The organism is Acinetobacter parvus DSM 16617 = CIP 108168, assembly GCF_000368025.1.
Taxonomy (GTDB): domain Bacteria; phylum Pseudomonadota; class Gammaproteobacteria; order Pseudomonadales; family Moraxellaceae; genus Acinetobacter; species Acinetobacter parvus.
Map to the genome: position 1 here is coordinate 149,556 of NZ_KB849211.1, position 21,628 is coordinate 171,183.

The window sequence follows — 21,628 nt, forward strand, 5'->3', positions numbered from 1 at the left end:
ATGCCTTTACAACGTTTACCCAACTGGATTCAATTTGGTGCTTTCCTATTGGCATTAAATGCAGGCATGGTAAACGTTCTGGGTTTATTCACGGTTCTACACCAATCCGTTTCACATATGACAGGCAATGTCAGCATGCTCGCAATGAGTCTGCTTGACTGGCGGCCTGAGCATTTTATCTATCTAAGCCTTGTCATCCTTTGTTTTGTCATTGGGTCTTTTTACAGCGGCCTGATTCTTGGCAATGGTCACGTGACCTTTGGTAGACATTATGGCGTGCCGCTTAGTCTGGTTGCCATTTTCCTGCTTCTTACCTGGTTACTGTTGCCATTTTTCCCCCGTTATGGACTGCTGTGGGCATGTGTGGCAATGGGTATGCAGAATGCGATGGTCAGCCATTATAAAGGCGCAATTATCCGTACCACGCATTTATCTGGTGTCTTAACCGATATTGGTCTGACACTCGGATATAAGGCCCGTGGCTTAAAAGTTGAAAATCGCCGTATTTCCTTACATGTATTGATCTTTATTGGTTTTTTAATGGGTGGACTGATTGCCAGTTTGCTTTATCCTTATTTAAAATTACAAACCTTTCTCATACCCACAGGTTTAAGCCTTGCCATGAGTATGACATATTGGATCGTTTATTTTCGTTCTTCTTCTCACCCAAATCTGGATTGAATTATGGTTAAAAATGCACTGCAAGCGCAATTATTAAAAGCAGGTTTAGTTGACAATAAAAAAGCAAAGAAACTGACCAAGCAAGCCCAGCATGAACAGCGCACTGGACAGAATGATGATGCGACATTAAAAGCGGAAATTGACCGTGTCAATCAGGAGAAACTGGCAAAAGACCAGGCACTCAATCTGGAAAAACAGCGTGTATTGGAAGAAAAAGCCCTTAAGGCATCTATTATCCAGATGATTAAACAACATAAGATTAATCAAACTGACGGTGATGCAGTCTACCAGTTTATTGATGACAGCAAGATCAAGAAAGTCTATATCTCACAACAGGTTTATAATGCGCTGGTTTCAGGCTCGCTTGTGATTGCAAAGGATCAAGAGAGTTATGCCTACCTCCCTAAGGCATTGGCGGAGAAAATTGAGCAGAAAATGCAGGGCTTTATCATTGTGAATAATAATGCACAGACCAATGATCAAACAACGGACGAGGAAGACCCATACGCAGCCTATGTGATTCCAGATGACCTGATGTGGTAATCTACTTTTAACAAATGTTAAAATTTCTTAAGAATCGTATATAAAATGTGACCAAATTATCATAGCAGCGTTTAACACCTTAAAATTCCACTTCAAGAATTTTAAGGTGTTTAGGTTTGGATTATTTAAATTTTATAGCTGATATTCGAAGTGAACTAAGCCACTTTCCGTGGCTAGAAACCTTGCTTGCCTTGATTGTTCTCGTCCTCTTTGCCGCATTAGCGAACTTTATTGCCAAGAGAGTGATTGTTCGGGGTATCGGCTATTTAGTCACCAAACTAAAAACATCGAACCAATCCATTTTTGCCGAGCACAGCATTATTCGCAGACTTGCCAATCTTGTTCCTGCCCTTGTAGTTATGAATGGGGTTACCACCATTCCTCATCTTTCACCCAAATTGATCATGTTTATTCAGATGGGTGCACAGGCATTCATTTTCCTCACCATTGCACTGACCATCAGTGAAGCACTGAATATCTTTAACCTGATTTATCAACGCAATCCAAAATCACGGAACAAGCCGATCAAGGGTTATCTACAGTTGATCAAGCTTATTTTGTTCGTTGTGTGTGGTCTGATGATTCTGGGTACTTTCCTTAAAAAGGATGTATTCACCTTGCTGGCTGGCTTTGGGGCCATGACAGCAGTCCTGATGCTGGTGTTCCAGAACACCATTTTATCCTTGGTGGCGAGTGTACAGATCGCCTCTTATGACATGGTGCGGATTGGTGACTGGATTGAAATGCCTTCTTTAAATGCGGATGGTGATGTCATTGATATGTCATTACATACCGTGACCGTACAGAACTTTGATAAGACATTTACCACCATTCCAACCAATAAACTGGTGACAGATACCTTTAGAAACTGGCGTGGTATGAGTAATGCAGGTTGCCGTCGCATCAAGCGGTCACTTTTTGTTGATCAAAGTAGCGTACATTTTATGAGTGACGAAGAGCAGCAAAAGCTAAAAGAGTTCTTGCTATTAGATCAGTATCTGGATGCCAAACAATCTGAAATTGAAGATTTCAACAAACAACTGAGCAATCAGTCGCGCTACAACCAAAGACGTTTAACCAATCTTGGCACATTCAGGGCATATGTTGAGTTTTATCTGAAACAGCATCAAGGCATTGCCCAAAACCAGACATTATTGGTCCGTCAGTTGCAGCCGACCAGTGAGGGCTTACCTTTGGAAATCTATGCATTTACAAATACAACGGCATGGGCATCTTATGAAGCAATTCAATCTGATATTTTTGATCACTTGATTGCGATTATTCCTGAGTTTGGATTGAGAATTTATCAGGCACCATCAGGTCATGACTTTCAAAACCTAAATACTGGGGCTGCAAATCCAACCTCTCTTACAGGTCTGAATGAGGGCTGAGATAACTTTTACACCATTTCCAAATGAATAAGCCTCCCATATGGGAGGCTTAATTTAAAGCTCAAAATATTAAATCTGCTTTCAATGATGAGATTACAGAACTAAGTATGAAAACGGAAAATTAAGATTTATTCTCAATTCAATGAATACTAAGTTCCTCATCTTTTGCAACGACCACCGCGGTCAGAATCGGGATACCAAGAATAACAGGAACAACAATAATCCATAAGTCAGTCGTTAAGGCACTCGAAAAGAAAAAGTGAATAACAATTGCGGCTAAAGCCAATACTGAAAACAAAATAGCCATGAATCGAATTGCAAATTTAACAAGCATCTTTTAATCCTGTTTGGTTCTGGTGTTGTCTTTCAGTATACGCCTGTTTTAACCGATGTATTCAGTTTTTAATATCTATCATTAAAATATTTAGGCGGCCATTTTTCGACATTCAATTGCACATTGACGACACAACGCATTAATGCCCATTTTCTTCATTAAAGTACGTGTATGACGCCGTCCTATATGATGTCCTTGACGGTTCAATAAATCACCTAAGCTTTAGGCTGGACAAATGTCTCATTTTTAGAGATACGCTTTTCTCATCTATCAAGATCAATTTTCTGCTATCTTAACCCGAGAAACTGAATCAGTACCTTAAAATTAGAGGAAAAGCGAAATGCTGCAGTGGTTTGAAAAACGAGTTGATCCCTATCCCACGAAAGACTTAAACAAACCATTACCCACCACGTTTTTCGCTTTCGTTTGGCAAGCCACCAAAGGCATTCGCCCTTTCCTGTTTTTATTGATCGCCTGTACCGCGGCGGCGGCCTGCTTTGAAGCATTGTTCTTTTCCTATATTGGAAAACTGGTTGACTGGCTGACCAAAAGCCAACCCAATACCTTTTTAGAGACCAACCAACAAAATCTCACCATTCTGATTAGCATTCTGTTTGCCAATATTTTCTTTGTCAGCCTACAGTCTGTTATCAAGCATCAGGTTTTGTTCAGTAATTTTCCAATGCGTATGCGTTGGCTTTTTCACAACCTGCTGTTGCAACAAACTCTGGATTTCTTCCATACCGATTTCGCAGGTCGGCTTTCAGCCAAAGTGATGCAAACCGCATTGGCCGTTCGTGAATTCTGGATAATTCTAGGCGATATGCTGGTTTATGTGCTGATCTACTTTATTACAATCAGTTTGGTGCTTGGTTCAATCTCCCCTGTACTGATTGTTCCCTTGATTTTATGGCTGGTCTTATTTATTGCGATTGCCAGTTATTTCATTCCTCGTCTGGGCAAAGTCTCACAGGAACAGGCTGATGCACGCGCAGTGATGACGGGTCGTGTCACTGATGCCTATACCAATATTCAAACGGTGAAACTGTTTGCCCACGCAGGCCGTGAAAGCCAGTATGCCAAAGAATCCATGCAGGAATTTATGGTCACGGTGTATAAGCAAATGCGTCTGGGGGTGAAATACCAGATCAGTATTCGCCTATTGAGTGCTTTTCTGTTTATTGGCGTAATTGGCACATCGGTCTGGCTGTGGACGCAGGGTCAGGCTGCCATTGGGGTCATTGCGGCGACCACAGCAATGGTATTAAAACTGGATAGTCTTGCAGAATTTATTATGTGGCATGTCACCATGCTGTTTGAAAATGTCGGCACCATTCAGGATGGCATGAAAACCTTAGGTAAACCAATCCAGATTCAGGATAAACCAGATGCAAAAGAGTTAACCGTTCAGCATGGTGAAATTCGTTTTGAAGATGTCAGTTTTGCCTATAACCAAAAGAATGTCATTGATCATTTCAACCTGACCATCAAACCAGGTGAGAAAATTGGAATTGTTGGGCGCTCTGGCGCAGGAAAATCCACCCTGATTCAACTGCTTCTGCATTTTTATACGATCAAGCAAGGCCGTATCCTGATTGACGGTCAGGATATTCAGGAAGTTACACAGGATAGTTTACGTGCCAACATCGCTCTAGTGACTCAGGACACCTCTCTACTGCATCGTACGGTTGCTGAAAACATTAAGTATGGCCGCCCCAATGCGACTGAAGCTGAAATTCAACAGGCTGTCAGAAAAGCCAAAGCGGAAGAATTTATTTCACAGCTAACCGATATGAAAGGTCGTGTTGGCTTTGATGCCTATGTGGGTGAGCGTGGGGTCAAACTGTCTGGTGGGCAACGTCAACGTATTGCAATTTCAAGGGTTTTTCTGAAAGATGCACCAATTTTAATCTTGGATGAAGCCACCAGTGCACTTGACTCCGAAGTCGAGGCAGCCATTCAAAGCAGTTTAAATGACTTAATGGTTGGCAAAACGGTTATTGCAATTGCACACCGTTTATCTACTATTGCCCAGATGGATCGACTCATTGTGCTTGATCAGGGCAGAATTGCCGAACAAGGTACACATGAGCAGCTTATTGCAAATGATGGTTTGTATGCTCAGCTATGGAAACGTCAGACAGGTGGTTTTCTGGTTGAACAGCGAGTGACTCAGGACCCAGAATAATGTTGTATTTAGAAGACTTAAAGGTTGGAGATCATTTCATCAGCCGTGAATATGAAATGACACTTGACGAGGTGAAACAGTTTGCTGGTCAATATGACCCACAACCCTTTCATCTGGATGAGGAAGCTGCCACAGAACATCCTGTTTTTCAGGGTTTGGCAGCAAGTGGATGGCACACCTCGGCAGTCACCATGCGTTTATGGACTGAATGTTTTCCTGTCGCAGGTGGTCTCGTGGGAACAGAATCCAGTTTACGCTGGCCCCGCCCAACACGTGTTAGCGATAAAATTCATGTTGAAATTGAAATTACGGCAATTGTGCCATCTAAAACCAAAATTGATCGTGGTATCGTCAGCTATGTCACGCAGGCTTTGAACCAGCATGGCGATGTGCTATTAATATCAACAACCAAAATTATGGTTTTCAGAAAACCAGCCTGATTTTTGAATGATTAGGTGAATTTTTTGTCCAACAATTTTTATAATTGATAATTTTATTTCATGTAAAGATATTTAAGACTTATATGTTTAAAAGACATTGGCAAAATTGATGAGCGCCACGGAAAGCACATGAAAACAACCTCAACTCGTCAAGATCAGGGCATACCAGGTGTCTATGGCTTATTGCTATTGGATGTTGTTTCTCGTTGGGGATATAACGATGAAACCTTATTTGCCCCATTTCGTTTAACCAGTGAGCAACTGGCCGATCCGAATTATCGAATTCCAACACCGATTGCAAATGAACTGGTGAAACACGCTTTGCGCCTAACGGGTGAAAGCACGCTTGGCTTTCATTTGGGCACGCAAATGCGAATTTCGATTCATGGTTTCATTGGCTACGCCATTATGACCGCGCATGATATTACCGATGCAATTGCGCTCGCCAGCCGTTTTATCCAATTACGCTTGCCTTTTTTACAACTCTATTTTTCCACGTTTGGACCTAAAGCCACCTTGCAGTTGCAGTGTGACATCGAAGTTGAACCTTTACGCACTGAGATTATCCTGGGCCTCAGCATCGGCATTATGACCATGGCCAAAGCCTTAACAGGAATTGAAGATTTAAAAAGTGAAGTTGATTTAGATTTCCCTGAGCCTGTGGGATTTGATAAATATCGTGATAAATTAACCAGTACAGTAAATTTTAATCAGCCACATTTAATTTCCAGCTTTGATAAAAAATATCTTGGCTTGAAAATGGTCAATGCTGACCCAATTGCCAGCCAGATTGCCATTAACCAATGTGAAACTGAATTATCCGCTTTAGGTGAGCGCCGCCGTCTGGCCATGCGTGTCCGTGATATTTTGACCAATTCTGAACAGCATTATTTAAGCATTGAAAATGTTGCTGAACGTCTGCATATGTCTGACCGTACTTTAAAACGCCAGCTTGCGGCAGAGGGTACCTCTTTTTCTACTCTGGTAGATGAGGTGCGTTACCGTCATGCCACTTCCCTGTTGTCACGTACAGATTACAGTCTGGAACAAATTGCGGACGAATTGGGTTATTCTGATGTGGCAAACTTTAGCCGTGCCTTTAAGCGCTGGAGTGGCCGTAGCCCAAGCAACTGGCGTAAAGACCCTTATTTGTAATATTGCAAAGTGCTTCATTTTAAATACTTTTGTTTTGACCAAAAAACCTGTATAAAGCCAGACAAAAATGATGAGACAGATTGTTAAGGAGTTGTCATGAACCATCCAGCAGATTTGAAATATGCGCGTACGCATGAATGGGTAAGAATTGAGGGTGACCTGGTTGTTACGGGGATTAGTGACCATGCACAGGATGAGTTGGGCGATTTAGTCTATGTGGAAACACCAGAAGTAGGCAGCCATGTGATTGCAACTGAACAGGCAGGTATTGTTGAATCAGTCAAAACTGCTTCTGACATTCATGCTCCTGTTTCAGGTATAGTGGTTGAAGTAAACACTGCGCTTGAAGATGATCCTGATTTCGTCAATGAAGAGCCGTATGGTAAAGGCTGGATTTACAAGATCAAGCCAGACAATATCGCTGATGTTGAAAAACTGCTTTCCAATGAAGAATACGAATCAGGTTTATAATTCTTTATAAACTTGAAGATAAAAAGCCCAGTCATATTGAACTGGGCTTTTTTTATCCTAGGACATGATTTGGCAGGAGTCGTTGTTGGGATTGGCAATCAAGTCAATAACTTTAAAGTCGGTGATGAAGTTTACGCCAAAACTGATCAGGTCGGTGCTTTTGCAGAATTTACCACGGAGAAACAAACTTCACTGGGTCAAGGCCTTAGGTGCAGATATTATTATTGATTACACCACGACTGATTTTGAACAAGTACTTCATGATTATGATGTGGTTTTTGATACTCAAGGCGATAAGATTTTAACAAAATCCCTGAATGTACTAAAACGTGGTGGGCAAATCATCCGTATTTCTGGACCTCCTGATCTAAATTTTGCGGAAGCTATCCATGCAAATTGGTTACTCAAAAAAGTGATTCCGCTACTCAGTTGGTCAATCCGTTGCAAAGCCAAACAGCGTGGTATTGATTATTCATTTTTATTTATGCAGCCCAATGGAGCGCAATTAACCCAAATCACACAATTGGACGAAGCCGAAAAGCTTAAACCCATCATTGATCAAATCCATGATTTTGATCAAGCCCAAGAAGCACTGCAATATGTCAATACTGGACGATCAAAAGGAAAAGTTATTTTAAAGATCAAGTCATAAAAACACCACTTTTCAATCATATTTAAATTGTTCATGTACTGTATGAACAATTTGAATATTAAGTTTAACCACACGCTCACCCTATTTTTTGCTACCATCCTCACCTAAATTTAATTTGTAATTTTTCACGCTTATGACCCTATCTTATCAACAGCAACTTCAAGAGAAAGTTGAACGCATTACCACACAATTTGCGCCGTTCACCCCTCCAACTTTAGAAGTGTTTCAATCACCTGAACAACATTTCCGTATGCGTGCCGAATTCCGTCTCTGGCATACCGAAAATGATTTGTTCTATGCCATGTTTGAACGTGCTGAAGATGGTAAACAAAAAGAAGTTATTCGTGTGGATGAGTTCCCAATTGCGGATCAAAGCATCAATGATTTGATGCCACGTTTATTAGAAGAATTAAAAGCAATTCCTATTTTATCAGAACGTATTTTTGAAGCTGATTTCCTTGCCACATTGAGCGGAGAAATGTTGGTGACTTTAATTTATCATCGCCGTTTAGATGAAGATTGGGAAATCGCTGCGAACGCTTTAGCAGAAAAGCTGAATATTAAAATTATGGGACGTAGCCGTGGCCAAAAAGTGATTATTGGTGACGACTACGTGGTTGAACAACTCAATGTTCATGGTCGTATTTTTAAATACAAACAAATTGAAAGTAGCTTTACACAACCCAATGCACAAGTGTGCCAACATATGTTGGAGTGGGCTTGTGATGCTGCTGAAAGCTCTGAGAAAGACCTATTAGAATTGTACTGTGGTAATGGTAACTTTACCCTGCCACTCTCTTTGAAATTTAAACGTGTCCTTGCAACTGAACTTGCTAAATCTTCAGTCTACGCAGCGCAATGGAATATTGAGCAGAATCAAATTGATAATATTCAAGTAGCACGTTTATCAGCTGAAGAGTTTACTCAGGCGTATCAAGGTGAAAGAGCGTTTAGACGCCTCCAAGAAGCCGAAATTGATATTCAAAGCTATGACTTTGATACGGTATTTGTCGATCCCCCGCGCGCAGGAATTGATGACGAAACGTTGAAACTATTACAAGGCTTTAAGCGTATTCTTTATATTTCATGCAATCCAGATACCTTGCATGATAATTTAAAAATACTCAGTCAAACACATCGTATTATAAAATTTGCGATGTTCGATCAATTCCCTTTTACTCATCATGTGGAATCTGGTGTATTGCTCGAAAAAATTTAAACAAATTATTGCAAAGTAACCATTTAAAATAGAGAGTTTCCATAACTCTCTATTTTTATTCAAAGTTTTTACTAAAAAAAATGATGTTTTTCAAAGATCAAGTCATTCTACTGTCATAATTTCGTTAGAAACAAAAAGAATCATCGAAAAAACTGAAGTTCAACTGCTGCTTTTATCACTTAAGCTGACTTGTATTTTATTTTAAAGTGACTATATTTCGATCTATGTTAGGTTGTATATGAAGGCTCTATGAGTTTTTGGCAAAAATTGTTTAATGCAGATCAGCAATATAATGAACACAAGAACCAAACCTCTTGCGTTGAAAATGATTATTCTTGCAAATCAAATGAACAACTACTGGATGCTTTAGTCAAAGCAACAGATGAAGATGTGATTAAAGGCATCAAAAAAGTATTGATTTCCCGAGGCTACAGTCGCAAGGAATTACTTGCACTCACTAAGCCACCAATCCAATAAAAATAAAATTCTCCCTAATTTCTTAAATGGGATTAGGGACAATCTTTCCGACTCACTTCCCCAACAATTGGCCCTAAATTAAAAGTCTTGTCATGACGTTTAGTTTGGGACGAATATAAACTTGAAATTGAACCATCCAGATACAGCGCATTATCCACTTTTAGTTGTTGCTTAAAAAATTGTGCAAACTGATAGAAACTGACCCGTTGTTTCGAAATGACAAAATACAATTGATTATCCTTGATCCCCACACCATTCCTGATTTTTAAGGAATTTGAGTCAGGCAAGAACTGGCGATTCATTTTGCCATTATTTACCAGCATAGGTCCTGACTGAGTGGCAAACTGAGGCTTAAACCCATCATGCTTATATTCCGTGGTTGTTTTAATCACCGCTTGTTGATCATTCCAGGCAACCACCCCATTCGGTTGCATAAAGAAGTTACCAAAACCTGTTTCTTCATTTAACTGATTTATTTGCTTTCCATTTTCGACATATAACCCAACAGGTTGAAAGTCAGCATGATACATCCCTGCATTCATGGCAAAATTTAACTGTGCACATTTTGGCAACTCCCGTTTAATATTAGAAAACTTCTGGTAATAACGATCTGTCTTAGGACTTTTTAGGAACAATTTAAGCTGTCTCAGATCCTCTATTTTGATGACCTCATATTGAACATGTTGTACGTTAAATGTTTGTTGCCGCATTGCGTAAGTTGCTGGAACAATTGCCAATCCCAATACAATTAAAAGATATTTTTTCATTAGGCTATCAAACTTTCTTTTTCATATGGATTATTTTCACACAATCAGGAAAAAAACAAGGCTCTAGTCTAGACCCTTATAAATATATAGGACTTACGCACTGTTATTTATAGACTTTCTGTGGTAGCAGATGATTTTTATCGAGAATAAAGTCATCAATGAAGTTTTTGATCATTGGTCTAAATAATTTCTTCTGCCAACGATATACATTTTCAAAGATCTGCTCAAACTGGTTTTTTTGTATCTCCACGTAGGCCATCAAGGCTGAAAAAATATGATTCAAAATCAGTTTAGATCGTCTTACCTGAAACTTCTCAAATGGGTAATGTACAAGTTGCTGTAGAAACATGTTTAGTTCGTCTGATCACAGATACTTTATAAACTAGTTGAATACTTTTTTGAATCCGTCAATGCGTAAGTCCTAATTTATTTTCCGTACTGCTTTTTCAGGTACTCAACAATCTTGGCTGACTCAAACATCTTCACGCCTGTGTTTGGATCAACCAGATATGGCACCTGAATATCACGCCCCATGACTTCAACCACTTTTTCACGCTTGCCATTAGGCAGTGGAATATAGTGGCCTGGTTTCAAACGTAAAACCGCAGGTCCCATATCTTGCCAGCGTTCTTTTGGTACATTATGTAGTACATAAGGGAGTTCTAATTCGGTTAAAACTTCACGCACTAAACGTGTATAAGGACTTGCCTCAAAGCTCCACAACTCTAATAACTTTTCTGGAGCGGGACGATCTATAATCTGCTGGTCAATCCAGATACCACGACCCACATTGGCAACTGAAGCCAAAGCCGAAATATACGGAAGCTTTGGATAGTGGCTGAATTTCCTAGGAGTTTGCCCTGTTTTACCATAATGCTTGAATAGATAATGAATAATCTCTTGTGACTCATAAAGTTGAGCCCCTGTATTTTCATCAATTAAAAATGGAAACTGTTTTTTTCCACCTTTATCTTTTACAATTTGGCGATACTTCTTCCCACCTTTAGGACATGGATAAATTTCCACATCCAGATTCAGCAAGGTAATGACCTCTCGAACACGGCGGCAAAAGGGTGAACCTTCAAACTCATAAAGTTTTAACGGTTTCGAAGGCTGATTCGGTTGGGGTGTTCCCATCACACCTCTTCCACCTTCAATTAAAGTTGCAACAACAGATTGTAAAACCTTAATTTGATGATTCACCATTTTCAGCATATCGTGTTCCTTTTAGCAGTCGACCAACTTTTCTTTAACAATCACAATTCCGTTATTATCAGCATAGATATAATCACCAGAACTGATTGTTACGCCACCAAAATACAAGGTAATATCAACTTCACCTATGCCTTTACGGTTACTTTTTTGTGGAATTGCAGCCAATGCATGAACCCCTAAATCCAGTTCAGCAATCGCGTCAACATCACGCACACAGCCATAAATCACCACACCATTCCAATGATTCTTCACAGCTGATTCAGCAATCAAATCGCCCATTAGCGCGCAACGCATGGAAGCCCCACCATCCACAACCAGCACCTTGCCTGTACCGTCAGTTGCCAATAGCTCTTTTACACGTGAGTTATCTTCAAAACACTTGACTGTTACAACCTGCCCACCAAAAGTTTTACGCGCACCATAACTTTTAAAGAATTTTCCATCCAGGCTTGGTGTGACGACTTGTAGGTCTTTCTCAGGATTATCATCTAACAGGTCACAGGTTACAAAAGGGATTGTTGCCACTGAAGTTCTCCATTATTGGGTTTGTTGTATACTCAAATTATCATACAGCTTAAATGCAGCTGATTGGGTCTGGGCTGCGACCAGCATAGTATGCGCCAATTGTTCAGCTGATACAGGCTTAACTTTAAACGGCTTGGTCCAAGCTTTTTCGACCAGTTTATATACGGTCTGAGCCATATCTTCCAACACCCTTACTTCACTGCGCTTACCAATCAACAATGAAGGCTGGAAAATTGAAAGTTTATAAATTGAGAGGCTTTTGAGATATTGTTCCAGTTCACCCTTTACCTTATTGTAGAAAATTGGCGATTTAGCATTCGCTCCCAAGGCACTGACAACCAATAAATGAATATTTTTATCCTGAACCAGATCAGCAAAGTGTGCATTGATTTCATAATCAATTGCATAAAATTTTTCTTTTGAACCCGCCTGTTTAATGGTGCTTCCCAAGCAGCTAAACGCATGGGTATGTGAACTGACGTCCTCATCATTCAACAAAAGAAAATCTTCCAGAATAAGCTGTGTTACTTTACTATAAGATTTTAATATATCTGAATTTTTTCTCACCACAACCGTGATTAAACTAAAATCATCTGATTGTTGCAACCGTTCCACCAAGGCCTGGCCAACCAGACCCGTTGCACCAATCACAATTGCTTTTTTATCACCTCTTTTCATTTTTATATCACTCAAGTTATAACTAGGGTTAATGTAACGTTTTCTTGCAAGATTATCACCTGTTAAATGTAGTTAAACACATTACAAGGCTTGACTTCGCGACGTAGTTTCCTCAAAATATGGCACTTGTTTACGGGCTGGTGAATGTTTCCAATTTTGTTGGTTTAAACTTCAGCCCGCCCAGACCAACTTATTTTCAAGGAGTGCACGAGTGGCAAACTCTGCTCAAGCTAAAAAACGTGCTCGTCAAAACGTTAAAGCACGCAAACACAACGCAAGCTTGCGTTCTATGGTTCGTACTTACATCAAACGTACAGTAAATGCAATCGCTGCTGGTGATTATGGTGTTGCTACAGAAGCTTACAAAAAAGCTGTTCCTGTAATCGACCGTATGGCTGATAAAGGCATCATCCACAAAAATAAAGCTGCTCGTCACAAGAGCCGCTTAAACGCTCAAATTAAAGCTTTAGCTAACTAATTTGATGCATGTAAAAAAGCCCGATTTTCGGGCTTTTTTATTATCTTCAATTTACTAATGCAACGTTAGTAGTTTGTTAATTTTAAATTGCACAATTAAATCATACTTTTCAAAAGTCTTATTTATTCTGAAAATCTTTAATGACCAGTTCATGCTTTTGACCACGCCAAATCCATTTTAGCTTACTATTGCTAAAATCCTCTCCCTCAAACCAGACAAACAGCCCCTCCATCATGTCAGGCCAATCGGACTGTTCAATTTGTTTGTTACCTGAAATAACAGCAACAATCGCAGCAAGAATGGTGTCGTGGCTAACAGCCAAGCTTAAACCCTGATGTTGCGTCGGATGGGTATGATATAACAGCTCCAGAACATCAAAAACGCCTGTAATTGGATGTTTCATACCAGGCAAAGCATTGTTCACAAAACTATTAATAAACCCTAATGCACCTTGTTTACGGAAATAGGGCGCAGCCTGCTGAATATCCAGTACAAAGCTGCCTGGTTCAACCAGCAAACGCTGTTCAACAATTTCAATGGTATGGGTATTAACCACTTTATGGGTGCGATCCGCACCCTCTATCATCAATGCGGCGGTATCCACGCAACGCTGGATTGGGCTTGAAATACAGTGCTGAATGGCCCGATCTGTATTCTGAATTAAATACTGCCCCCATGCATAGGCAAGCTCCCGCCCCTGTTCAGTCAACTGTAGATCATAGCTTGCCAAGCCCTGACCATTTACCAGCTCACGCAGCGAGTGGCGGGTAAATAAAGTCACTGGGGTTGAAGCATTGGGAAGTAAATCAATTGCTTCAAACATACTTTTTGGCAATAAATGCAGGGCCATATTACAATTATAAAAGATAAGAATTTAGCCCACTATACCATGAGCTGCTCAACTCTCAATCTAAAATGCCTGAATGACTCAAGGCATCATAAGCAATTTTTTTGCAATCCTGATCTCTAAAGGCGATAAAACCCTTGTTCAGCACAGTCTCACGCTGGTTGTACTGAAATGGCTTGCCATCCAGCGTCATCAAACCACCACCAATACTTTCCAGAAAAGCCTGTCCTGAACTGGTGTCCCATTCAGAGGTTGGATGAAAGCGCGGATAAATATCAATTTCCCCCTCCAGCATCATACAGAATTTATAGGCGCTGCCCGCCTCACGACGAATAACCTCACGATACCGCAAAATCTGTTCAATAAAGTTTTTGTATTTTGGATTCTTACTATGATGACTCAGGCCAATTTGAATTGCTGCTTCAGCCACATGTTCTTCAATCTGGTACTGCGACCATTGCTGGCGGCTAAAACTGTATTTATAAGGCTGCTGTGAGGTATAACCGATATACATCACCTGTTCACACGGCACCGCAATAATCGCGAAAGTAGTTTGACTGTCTTCAATCAGGCTCAGGTTGATGGTAAATTCATCACGTTCATGAATAAACTCCTTGGTTCCATCAAGAGGATCAAGCATCCAGCAACGTTGCCATGCAGCTCGGGCAGAATAATCACTTTCTTCTGACAATACAGGCAAATCGGGGGTTATTTCCGCCAAGTGCTTTAATAAAAAACGGTTTATCTTGAGGTCAGCCTGTGTCACAGGTGAATCATCACTTTTTTCCTGAATATTAAACTCGCAACCTGCACAATAACTTTGGTATTCTTCCAGCAATATTTGACTTGCCTGCGCCATGATTGGCACAAGTTGCGAAATCAACTGATCCTGTGGGGCAAGCGTTTTAATAAACATAGATCAACCTTATGTCATATTCAGATTTACAGCAGCAACCCATCATATTCTTTGATATGGATGGCACTTTACTTGATTTAGCCTTTGACGATTTCATCTGGAATCATTGTTTGCCAGAGCGACATGCCCAGGTCCATCAATGCAGTCTGCAACAGAGCCAACAAACCCTGTTTCAGTTCTACCAACAGCATAAGCATACACTATCTTGGTATTCTTCGGCTTACTGGACGGCGAAAGTTGGTGTTGATGTATTACAACTCCAATACGAACATCGTGAAAGAATTCGTGCCCGTATAGGCTGTCATCAACTTTTGCAACAACTCAAAAATCGGGGCTATCGCTGCTGGTTACTGACCAATGCTGACCACGCAGGGCTACAGCTTAAACTTGAAAATATCGAGTTAAGCCCCTATTTTGAAGTAATGGTCAGCAGTGAGGAACTGGGACATGCCAAGGAGGAAGTTGCATTTTGGCAAAAGCTACAACAACTGCATCCCTTTAATCCAGCCCAAGCTGTTTTTGTGGATGACACCATTGCGGTACTCAAAGGTGCAGAAGACTTTGGCATCGCTCAACTATTCAGTATTCTACAGCCCTCAAGTGCAAAGCCTGCAAGAGCGGCAACAGAACTTCCTTACCCTGCACTCGACCATCTCACTGAACTTGTCGATTATCTTGAAATTAAACTACAGGATACAGATGCAAAAACAGCATGAACCAGCAAGCATGGATGCCATGCGCATTGATAAATGGCTTTGGGCAGCGCGTTTTTTTAAGACACGCTCCCTTGCCAAGGCTGCCATAGAGGGCGGTAAAGTCCATCACCAGAATGAACGCGTCAAGGTATCCAAAGACGTGCGCATTGGTATGGAACTCACCATCCAGCAGGGTTTTGAGAAAAAAACCGTAATCATCAAGGCTCTTTCTGCGGTTCGTGGTGGCGCACCAATTGCCCAGCAGCTTTATGAAGAAACAGCAGAAAGTATTGAACGTCGGGAGTTGCATGCCTCACAGCGAAAAATGCATAATCTAGCCCGACCAGATCACCGACCAAGTAAAAAAGACCGTCGTGATATCAATCGTTTTAAACATGAAAATGCTCAATCATGGTCTTACCATGACGAGTAATTTTTACAATAATGGATGCGTCATCTTGTGTCGTACAGACACGGATCAGATGTAGAATAAACAATGAGAATCTGCCACTATACCCAAGTCCCAACAAGTTGAGATTCAATACATCCACTTGGGTTAGTCGTTAAGAAGATAAAGTTTTGAGGTTTTGAGATGGATGATAATAAAAACAAGGCGTTACAAGCTGCATTAAGCCAGATTGAGAAACAGTTTGGTAAAAATACGGTGATGCGCCTCGGTGACAATACAGTACAGGCAGTTGAAGCTGTCTCTACAGGTTCCTTAACACTGGATATCGCACTCGGCATTGGCGGATTACCAAAAGGCCGTATCATTGAGATTTATGGTCCTGAATCTTCAGGTAAAACCACCATGACATTACAGGCGATTGCACAGTGTCAAAAAAATGGTGGCACCTGTGCCTTTATTGATGCGGAACATGCCCTAGACCCGCAGTATGCGCGTAAATTAGGCGTGGATATTGACAACCTGCTGGTATCACAACCAGACCATGGTGAACAGGCGTTGGAAATTGCCGACATGCTGGTTCGTTCAGGTGCAATTGACTTAATCGTTGTCGACTCTGTTGCGGCGTTAACCCCTAAAGCTGAAATTGAAGGCGAAATGGGTGACTCACATATGGGGTTGCAGGCACGCTTGATGAGTCAGGCATTACGTAAAATCACGGGTAATGCAAAACGCTCCAACTGTATGGTGATCTTCATTAACCAGATTCGTATGAAGATTGGTGTAATGTTCGGTAGCCCTGAAACCACAACAGGTGGTAACGCACTTAAGTTCTATGCTTCTGTACGTCTGGACATTCGCCGTATTGGACAGGTTAAGGAGGGCGATGAAATTGTGGGTTCTGAAACCAGGGTTAAGGTTGTGAAGAACAAAATGGCGCCTCCTTTCCGTGAAGCAGTGTTCCAGATTATGTATGGCAAAGGCACCAACCAACTCGGTGAACTTGTAGACCTTGCGGTACAGCAGGAAATCGTACAAAAGGCGGGTGCATGGTACTCTTATCAAGGCAACAAAATTGGTCAGGGTAAAAATAACGTGATTCGTCATTTTGAAGAAAACCCACAAATGGCTCAGGAAATTGAAAAGCTTATTCGTGAGCAACTTCTCACCAAAAACAATAATGAAGCCGCACAAACTGAAGATGCAGAAGAACCAGACTTGTTAGAAAACTAAGCTAGAACGCCCTACGGGGCGTTTTTGTTTCATGAGGAAAATATGTTGAATTCAGAAAAAGCTGAAAAGCCCAAAACCCTGACAGGTCAGAGACTACGCTCTTATGCCTTTGCCCTACTGACCCGCCGTGACTACTCACAAGCGGAGTTAATCACAAAACTCAATCAATATGCAGTTCATCCTGATGAGGTGGCAAATCTGGTGGAGGAATTAGCTGGGCAAAACTATCAGAGTGACCAACGCGTTGCCGAACAGACTTTGGCCAGCCAAATTCGCAAGGGAAAAGGCTTACAACGCATCAAACAGACATTAAAGGCCAAGCAGCTCGATACTGAATTGATTACCGAAGAACTTCAAGATATTGACTGGTATGAACAGGCGTATCAGCTCAAGGTTAAAAAATTTGGAGAGGCTGTAACCAAGGATCCAAAAACAAAGGCAAAACAAATTCGGTTTTTACAATACCGTGGCTTTGATATGGATGTAATTATGAAAGCGGTTGCCCGAACGAGCGAAGAAGAGTGATTGGTGGCAACCCTACCAGCATGACTTCGGCACATCATAGTTCTACTACCGTTGCTACCTTCCGGTCCTGGCGGGGTTCGTAGAGTACAATTGCGAAGCTACCAGTAGGGCTACCATTGCCTGACAAAGTATAGAGATTTTTACCTGAGTTGCAAGACTTGTCTCTGTTTTTCAGTAAGTTTTTAATTCAACTGCCTAATTCCTCATCAATACTGCCACTATATCTTTATAACCGACTTAAAAGCTGTATAAACATTAAACAACAGCTCTCTAATTCTCTTCAAAAGTGCTTGAAGATTGTAAATGCTTATTGCATTTAAACGAGTTGCTGTTTTAATGGCTAAATCAAAAACGTGTATTCGGTGTGTTGCAAGTAAAAAATGAAGACTTGTTCGCCCACAGCTTTGTTTTTCAACTTTATGGATGAATTTTCATGCTAAAAAAGCATTCTATACTTTTTATTGCGCTACTCAGCAGTACGCATTTATATGCCAATGTCCCGATTGAATCTCGTGCCCTAAGCCAACAGCAAGCCAATAACGTCGTTGCAGGTTCTCCAAGTTTAAACTGGGAAATCATGCAAAAGAATCAAAAACTTGAAGAAGAAATTCGTAAATTACGCGGCCAGTTAGAAGAACATGACAATGCGATTGAACAACTCAAGAAAGAGCTTGCAAACCGCTATACAGATTTAGACCAGCGTCTGGAGCTACTTTCACAGAAAATTGATCCACCAGAAGAAAATACCGAAGAAAATGGTGCTACAGATACCGCTCAGGCTGGAACAGAGCGGACAGCAACCCCAATAACACCCACCCCGCCTCCAGTAGCGGATGTGACACCTAAACCTCCAGCCCAGACACAGGCCCGTGCTGCTGTGCAGCCACAGACAAATACGGCAACAACAAACACCACCAATAACCAGATTGAACTCGAAAAAGCAGCTTATACGGTTGCATTAGATGCATATAAACAAGGTGGCGCTAAAAAGGCAATTGAGCCAATGCAAAACTTTATTAAAAACCACCCGAATGGTATTTATGTGGGCAATGCCTATTTTTGGCTGGCTGAGTTCTATTTAGCTGTTGAGCCTGTGGACTATAAGGCAGCCAAGCAGAATTACAATATTGTTGCCACACGCTATCCTAACTCTGCAAAAGCTTCACGTGCAGTTTATCAGCTGTATAGCATTGCAAAAGATGTAGATAAAAATACAGCCTTGGCAAACCAGTATAAGGCCAAGTTGCTTAACAAGTATCCTCAATCTGAGGAAGCGAAATTTATTCAAAAAAAATAACCAACCTCTTCCAATAAAAAAGCCAGTTGATGAAAACTGGCTTTTTATGCTTAGAACAAACTCATTTGATCTTCGCCTTGGATTTTAAATATTCAGTATAGTCTTCCAAAATCTGTTGACCACGGAACTGTTGATAGAGTTTGCTCAACTCATGCATTTGTTCTGGTGGCAACTCACTCGCAATACTGGTGTTCACATTGGAAACAGCAACAATCACCAGTTCATTTGGCAGTTTAGCTGTTGTAGCAGACCACATACCCTCTTTGCTCGGTGCTGGGATACTAAATGCTGCACGCTCAATCGCACGCTTTAAGCCCTGAGAACGTGCATATGTACCTGCATCTTCAAAAGTTACCTGTGATTTTGCAACCACCTGCGCCGCAGGTTGCGTTTTAAAATCAGCAAGGATGCTGGCAATTTTTGCCTGAGCAGCCTTATAGGCTTTCTCTTCAACCACTTTCGCCTTTACTTCTGCTGTGGCCTGTGCCAATGGCTTGATCCCTGCTGGATGATAGTCACGAACCTTAATCCAGATGGTATCGCCATTTGCCAACTGAATATTTGAAGATGCGTTACGATCACCATTCTTCACATCATCATTAAACAATTTGGCCTTAACATTCAAATCGCTCAAATATGGGTTATCAGTGGTTAAGGTTACACCCTTAACAGATTCAACACGAGCACCTTTTACTTCCTGTGCAACCGCATCCAGAGAATCACTACCAACTACCATTTCATTCAGGCTATTGACCGTATCACTGAATAGATTCGCCAGTTTGGTTTTCTCAACTTCAGCAGTTAAACGTACCTTTTCTGATTCAAACGATGGCAATTTCACCATTGGAGAATTTGCTTCAATAATGTGATAACCATATTGGGTTTTAACAGGTTTTGAAATTTCACCATTCTTTAATGCATTGACTGCATTGTCAAAATCAGTTGAGAAAACACCTGGTGCATAGGTCGCCACCAAACCGCCCTGAGTTTTAGAGCCTGGATCATCAGAAAACTGAGCAGCGGCATCAGCAAATGTCATGCCTGCCTGAATTTTTGCATAGACCTCATTGGCAAGCTTTTGAGCCGCAGCATCATCACGGGCATCCGTGGTGATCAAAATATGTTTAACTTGACGTTTTACATCTTTTTGCTGTTTTTCAACAAATGCTTTATAAGCTTGCTGTAAATCGGCATCTGTTACTGCAAGATTGGTCGCAGGAAGTAATGCTGGGCTTAAAACCACATAATCTACATCAACACTTGCAACCTGCTTGAATTCATTTTTATGCTTGTTGTAGTAATCTGTGATTTCCTGACTGGAAGCAGTTACACCCTTTTTATAATCATCCAGCTTGATGCTTGCCAAATGCAGGGTACGCTGTTCTGTCTGCAAGTTAGCCAATTGCTGTAGGTCTGACTGACTCACCAATGCATAATCCATCAAGGTGGTTGAAATCATTTTCAAGGCATGGTCCTGACGTAGGCTGGCAATCAACCCCTGATTGGTCATGCCCACTGAACGCAGGTAATTTTCATAGAGCTGCTGGGAAAACTTGCCATTTTCCTGAAAACTCGGCTGTTGCGCCAACATTTGCTCAAGCTGTACATCGCTTAAAGAAATACCGAGTTTTTCGGCCTGCTGCAAAAGCAAGCTACGCGCAACCAGCGCATCCAGTGCCTTTTGCTGAATCACAGGCAGGTTGAGCAGTGATTCATCACCCTTAACCAATGATAAATATTGATCTTTATAATTTTTGGTTGCGCTTTCTAATTCTTTATTAGAAATATCCTGACCGTTAACCGATTTCGCAACGTCTGCCTTATTGCTACCACTAAAATATCCTTCAATACCTACAAGTGCCAAAGGGGTCAAAAACAAAACTAACAGGACTTTGCCAAGCCAACCCTTAATGACTGTACGAAACGATTCCATAAGAATTCCAATATTTTATTTCGGGGCAATTTTAACTGAAAAAACAAAGCGAATGAATGCAGAATACGGCTCAAAGCAAATTTTTCATTCAATAAATAAAAAACGCACCCGAAACGGTGCGTTTATTGATTTAAAAAGATTACGCAACTGAATCTTTCAAACCCTTACCTGGTTTAAAGCTAGGCACTTTGCTTGCTTTAATTTGAAGCTCTTCACCCGTTTTAGGATTGCGACCAGTACGTGCAGCACGTTCTTTAACGCTAAATGTACCAAAACCAACTAAAGTAACCGTATCACCGCTTTTAAGTGCTTCAGTGATTGACGCAATCGTTGCATCGAGTGCCTTACCAGCATCCGACTTAGATACTCCCCCTTTTTCAGCAATCGCATCAATTAATTCTGATTTATTCATGATAAAAAACATCCTCTTAATATCGTTTGTTAAGATCCAAGGCTATAGTTTAAAAGGCCATGCCGCCTTTATAGCAATGCTTTAGGGGAGAACGCAATACCAGAAAGACCTTTTAGCAAAAATAAATACTCAAAAACCACATAAACAGAC

24 protein-coding genes, 1 other RNA gene and 2 pseudogenes are annotated in these 21,628 nt (G+C 41.0%); 16 read left to right on the plus strand and 11 right to left on the minus strand.

What is annotated here, in order from left to right; translation table 11 throughout:
• From F988_RS02860 to F988_RS02870, 3 genes are all read left to right on the plus strand, one after another.
• A complete protein-coding gene (locus F988_RS02860; RefSeq protein ID WP_004680936.1) occupies positions 1 to 681 on the plus strand; it encodes a YoaK family protein in 681 nt (226 codons plus the stop codon).
• 3 nt (positions 682 to 684) lie between these two features.
• Entirely contained in the window at positions 685 to 1,224 is a 540-nt protein-coding gene (locus F988_RS02865) for a DUF2058 domain-containing protein (protein ID WP_004680937.1), read from the plus strand.
• 116 nt (positions 1,225 to 1,340) lie between these two features.
• Entirely contained in the window at positions 1,341 to 2,615 is a 1,275-nt protein-coding gene (locus F988_RS02870) for a mechanosensitive ion channel family protein (protein WP_004680938.1), read from the plus strand.
• Between the two features lie 139 nt (positions 2,616 to 2,754).
• Here F988_RS02870 and F988_RS02875 read toward each other — a convergent pair whose 3' ends face one another.
• Positions 2,755 to 2,949 carry a hypothetical protein gene (locus F988_RS02875; protein ID WP_004680939.1) on the minus strand — a complete coding sequence of 65 codons (195 nt, stop codon included), beginning with the start codon at positions 2,947 to 2,949 and terminating at the stop codon, positions 2,755 to 2,757.
• 340 nt (positions 2,950 to 3,289) lie between these two features.
• On the opposite strand from F988_RS02875, the gene F988_RS02880 reads away from it, so the two are divergent.
• The 7 genes and pseudogenes from F988_RS02880 to F988_RS02910 all read left to right on the plus strand — a co-directional run bounded on the left by F988_RS02880 (position 3,290) and on the right by F988_RS02910 (position 9,551).
• Positions 3,290 to 5,137, plus strand: coding sequence for an ABC transporter ATP-binding protein (locus tag F988_RS02880; RefSeq protein WP_004680940.1), 1,848 nt, complete (start codon positions 3,290 to 3,292; stop codon positions 5,135 to 5,137).
• Positions 5,137 to 5,577 (plus strand): MaoC family dehydratase, encoded by a 441-nt coding sequence (locus tag F988_RS02885; protein WP_004680941.1) that lies wholly within the window; start codon positions 5,137 to 5,139, stop codon positions 5,575 to 5,577. The genes F988_RS02880 and F988_RS02885 overlap by 1 nt, the downstream gene beginning before the upstream one ends.
• 129 nt (positions 5,578 to 5,706) lie before the next feature.
• Positions 5,707 to 6,732 (plus strand): AraC family transcriptional regulator, encoded by a 1,026-nt coding sequence (locus F988_RS02890; protein WP_004680942.1) that lies wholly within the window; start codon positions 5,707 to 5,709, stop codon positions 6,730 to 6,732.
• Positions 6,733 to 6,828: 96 nt separating this feature from the next.
• Positions 6,829 to 7,203 (plus strand): glycine cleavage system protein GcvH, encoded by a 375-nt coding sequence (gcvH, locus tag F988_RS02895; RefSeq protein ID WP_004680943.1) that lies wholly within the window; start codon positions 6,829 to 6,831, stop codon positions 7,201 to 7,203.
• Positions 7,204 to 7,254: 51 nt separating this feature from the next.
• Positions 7,255 to 7,855 (plus strand): annotated as a pseudogene (locus tag F988_RS02900) (zinc-binding dehydrogenase); the annotation flags it as partial.
• 133 nt (positions 7,856 to 7,988) lie between these two features.
• The gene (gene trmA / locus F988_RS02905) at positions 7,989 to 9,074 is read left to right on the plus strand and encodes a tRNA (uridine(54)-C5)-methyltransferase TrmA (protein ID WP_004680945.1); all 1,086 of its coding nucleotides are present in this window, start codon (positions 7,989 to 7,991) and stop codon (positions 9,072 to 9,074) included.
• A 249-nt stretch (positions 9,075 to 9,323) separates the two neighbouring features.
• Positions 9,324 to 9,551 (plus strand): hypothetical protein, encoded by a 228-nt coding sequence (locus tag F988_RS02910; RefSeq protein ID WP_004680946.1) that lies wholly within the window; start codon positions 9,324 to 9,326, stop codon positions 9,549 to 9,551.
• 32 nt (positions 9,552 to 9,583) lie between these two features.
• On the opposite strand, the gene F988_RS02915 is transcribed toward F988_RS02910, so the two are convergent.
• The 5 genes and pseudogenes from F988_RS02915 to F988_RS02935 all read right to left on the minus strand — a co-directional run bounded on the left by F988_RS02915 (position 9,584) and on the right by F988_RS02935 (position 12,736).
• Positions 9,584 to 10,318 (minus strand): phosphodiester glycosidase family protein, encoded by a 735-nt coding sequence (locus tag F988_RS02915; protein ID WP_004680947.1) that lies wholly within the window; start codon positions 10,316 to 10,318, stop codon positions 9,584 to 9,586.
• Positions 10,319 to 10,421: 103 nt separating this feature from the next.
• Positions 10,422 to 10,637, minus strand: a pseudogene (locus F988_RS02920) (IS701 family transposase); the annotation flags it as partial.
• Positions 10,638 to 10,744: 107 nt separating this feature from the next.
• A complete protein-coding gene (locus tag F988_RS02925; RefSeq protein WP_004680948.1) occupies positions 10,745 to 11,533 on the minus strand; it encodes a glutathione S-transferase N-terminal domain-containing protein in 789 nt (262 codons plus the stop codon).
• 12 nt (positions 11,534 to 11,545) lie between these two features.
• Positions 11,546 to 12,058 carry a ribonuclease E activity regulator RraA gene (gene rraA / locus F988_RS02930; protein WP_004680949.1) on the minus strand — a complete coding sequence of 171 codons (513 nt, stop codon included), beginning with the start codon at positions 12,056 to 12,058 and terminating at the stop codon, positions 11,546 to 11,548.
• Between the two features lie 12 nt (positions 12,059 to 12,070).
• Complete coding sequence (locus tag F988_RS02935) at positions 12,071 to 12,736, minus strand: NAD(P)H-binding protein (protein WP_004680950.1); 666 nt, start codon at positions 12,734 to 12,736, stop codon at positions 12,071 to 12,073.
• A 211-nt stretch (positions 12,737 to 12,947) separates the two neighbouring features.
• Here F988_RS02935 and rpsT point away from each other — a divergent pair, with 211 nt between their 5' ends.
• Positions 12,948 to 13,214, plus strand: a complete 267-nt coding sequence (gene rpsT, locus F988_RS02940) for a 30S ribosomal protein S20 (protein WP_004677838.1) — start codon at positions 12,948 to 12,950, stop codon at positions 13,212 to 13,214.
• 118 nt (positions 13,215 to 13,332) lie between these two features.
• Here rpsT and F988_RS02945 read toward each other — a convergent pair whose 3' ends face one another.
• Together F988_RS02945 and F988_RS02950 are read right to left on the minus strand one after the other, a co-directional pair.
• Complete coding sequence (locus F988_RS02945; protein ID WP_004680951.1) at positions 13,333 to 14,064, minus strand: histidine phosphatase family protein; 732 nt, start codon at positions 14,062 to 14,064, stop codon at positions 13,333 to 13,335.
• A gap of 55 nt (positions 14,065 to 14,119) precedes the next feature.
• Positions 14,120 to 14,977 (minus strand): 3'(2'),5'-bisphosphate nucleotidase CysQ family protein, encoded by an 858-nt coding sequence (locus F988_RS02950; protein ID WP_004680952.1) that lies wholly within the window; start codon positions 14,975 to 14,977, stop codon positions 14,120 to 14,122.
• Positions 14,978 to 14,988: 11 nt separating this feature from the next.
• Here F988_RS02950 and F988_RS02955 point away from each other — a divergent pair, with 11 nt between their 5' ends.
• From F988_RS02955 to F988_RS02970, 4 genes are all read left to right on the plus strand, one after another.
• Positions 14,989 to 15,693 (plus strand): HAD-IA family hydrolase, encoded by a 705-nt coding sequence (locus tag F988_RS02955; protein WP_004680955.1) that lies wholly within the window; start codon positions 14,989 to 14,991, stop codon positions 15,691 to 15,693.
• Positions 15,677 to 16,105, plus strand: a complete 429-nt coding sequence (locus tag F988_RS02960) for an RNA-binding S4 domain-containing protein (protein ID WP_004677846.1) — start codon at positions 15,677 to 15,679, stop codon at positions 16,103 to 16,105. The genes F988_RS02955 and F988_RS02960 overlap by 17 nt, the downstream gene beginning before the upstream one ends.
• A gap of 159 nt (positions 16,106 to 16,264) precedes the next feature.
• Complete coding sequence (gene recA / locus F988_RS02965) at positions 16,265 to 17,311, plus strand: recombinase RecA (RefSeq protein ID WP_004680956.1); 1,047 nt, start codon at positions 16,265 to 16,267, stop codon at positions 17,309 to 17,311.
• Between the two features lie 42 nt (positions 17,312 to 17,353).
• A complete protein-coding gene (locus tag F988_RS02970) occupies positions 17,354 to 17,836 on the plus strand; it encodes a regulatory protein RecX (RefSeq protein ID WP_004680957.1) in 483 nt (160 codons plus the stop codon).
• Positions 17,837 to 17,846: 10 nt separating this feature from the next.
• Here F988_RS02970 and ffs read toward each other — a convergent pair.
• Positions 17,847 to 17,943, minus strand: an RNA gene (gene ffs / locus F988_RS14295) — signal recognition particle sRNA small type.
• 326 nt (positions 17,944 to 18,269) lie between these two features.
• On the opposite strand from ffs, the gene F988_RS02975 reads away from it, so the two are divergent.
• Positions 18,270 to 19,133: a YbgF trimerization domain-containing protein gene (locus F988_RS02975; protein WP_004680958.1), complete on the plus strand. Its 864-nt coding sequence runs from the start codon at positions 18,270 to 18,272 to the stop codon at positions 19,131 to 19,133.
• Positions 19,134 to 19,194: 61 nt separating this feature from the next.
• On the opposite strand, the gene F988_RS02980 is transcribed toward F988_RS02975, so the two are convergent.
• Positions 19,195 to 21,066: a SurA N-terminal domain-containing protein gene (locus F988_RS02980; protein WP_004680959.1), complete on the minus strand. Its 1,872-nt coding sequence runs from the start codon at positions 21,064 to 21,066 to the stop codon at positions 19,195 to 19,197.
• Between the two features lie 139 nt (positions 21,067 to 21,205).
• The gene (locus F988_RS02985) at positions 21,206 to 21,478 is read right to left on the minus strand and encodes an HU family DNA-binding protein (protein ID WP_004661469.1); all 273 of its coding nucleotides are present in this window, start codon (positions 21,476 to 21,478) and stop codon (positions 21,206 to 21,208) included.
• Positions 21,479 to 21,628: the final 150 nt, after the last annotated feature.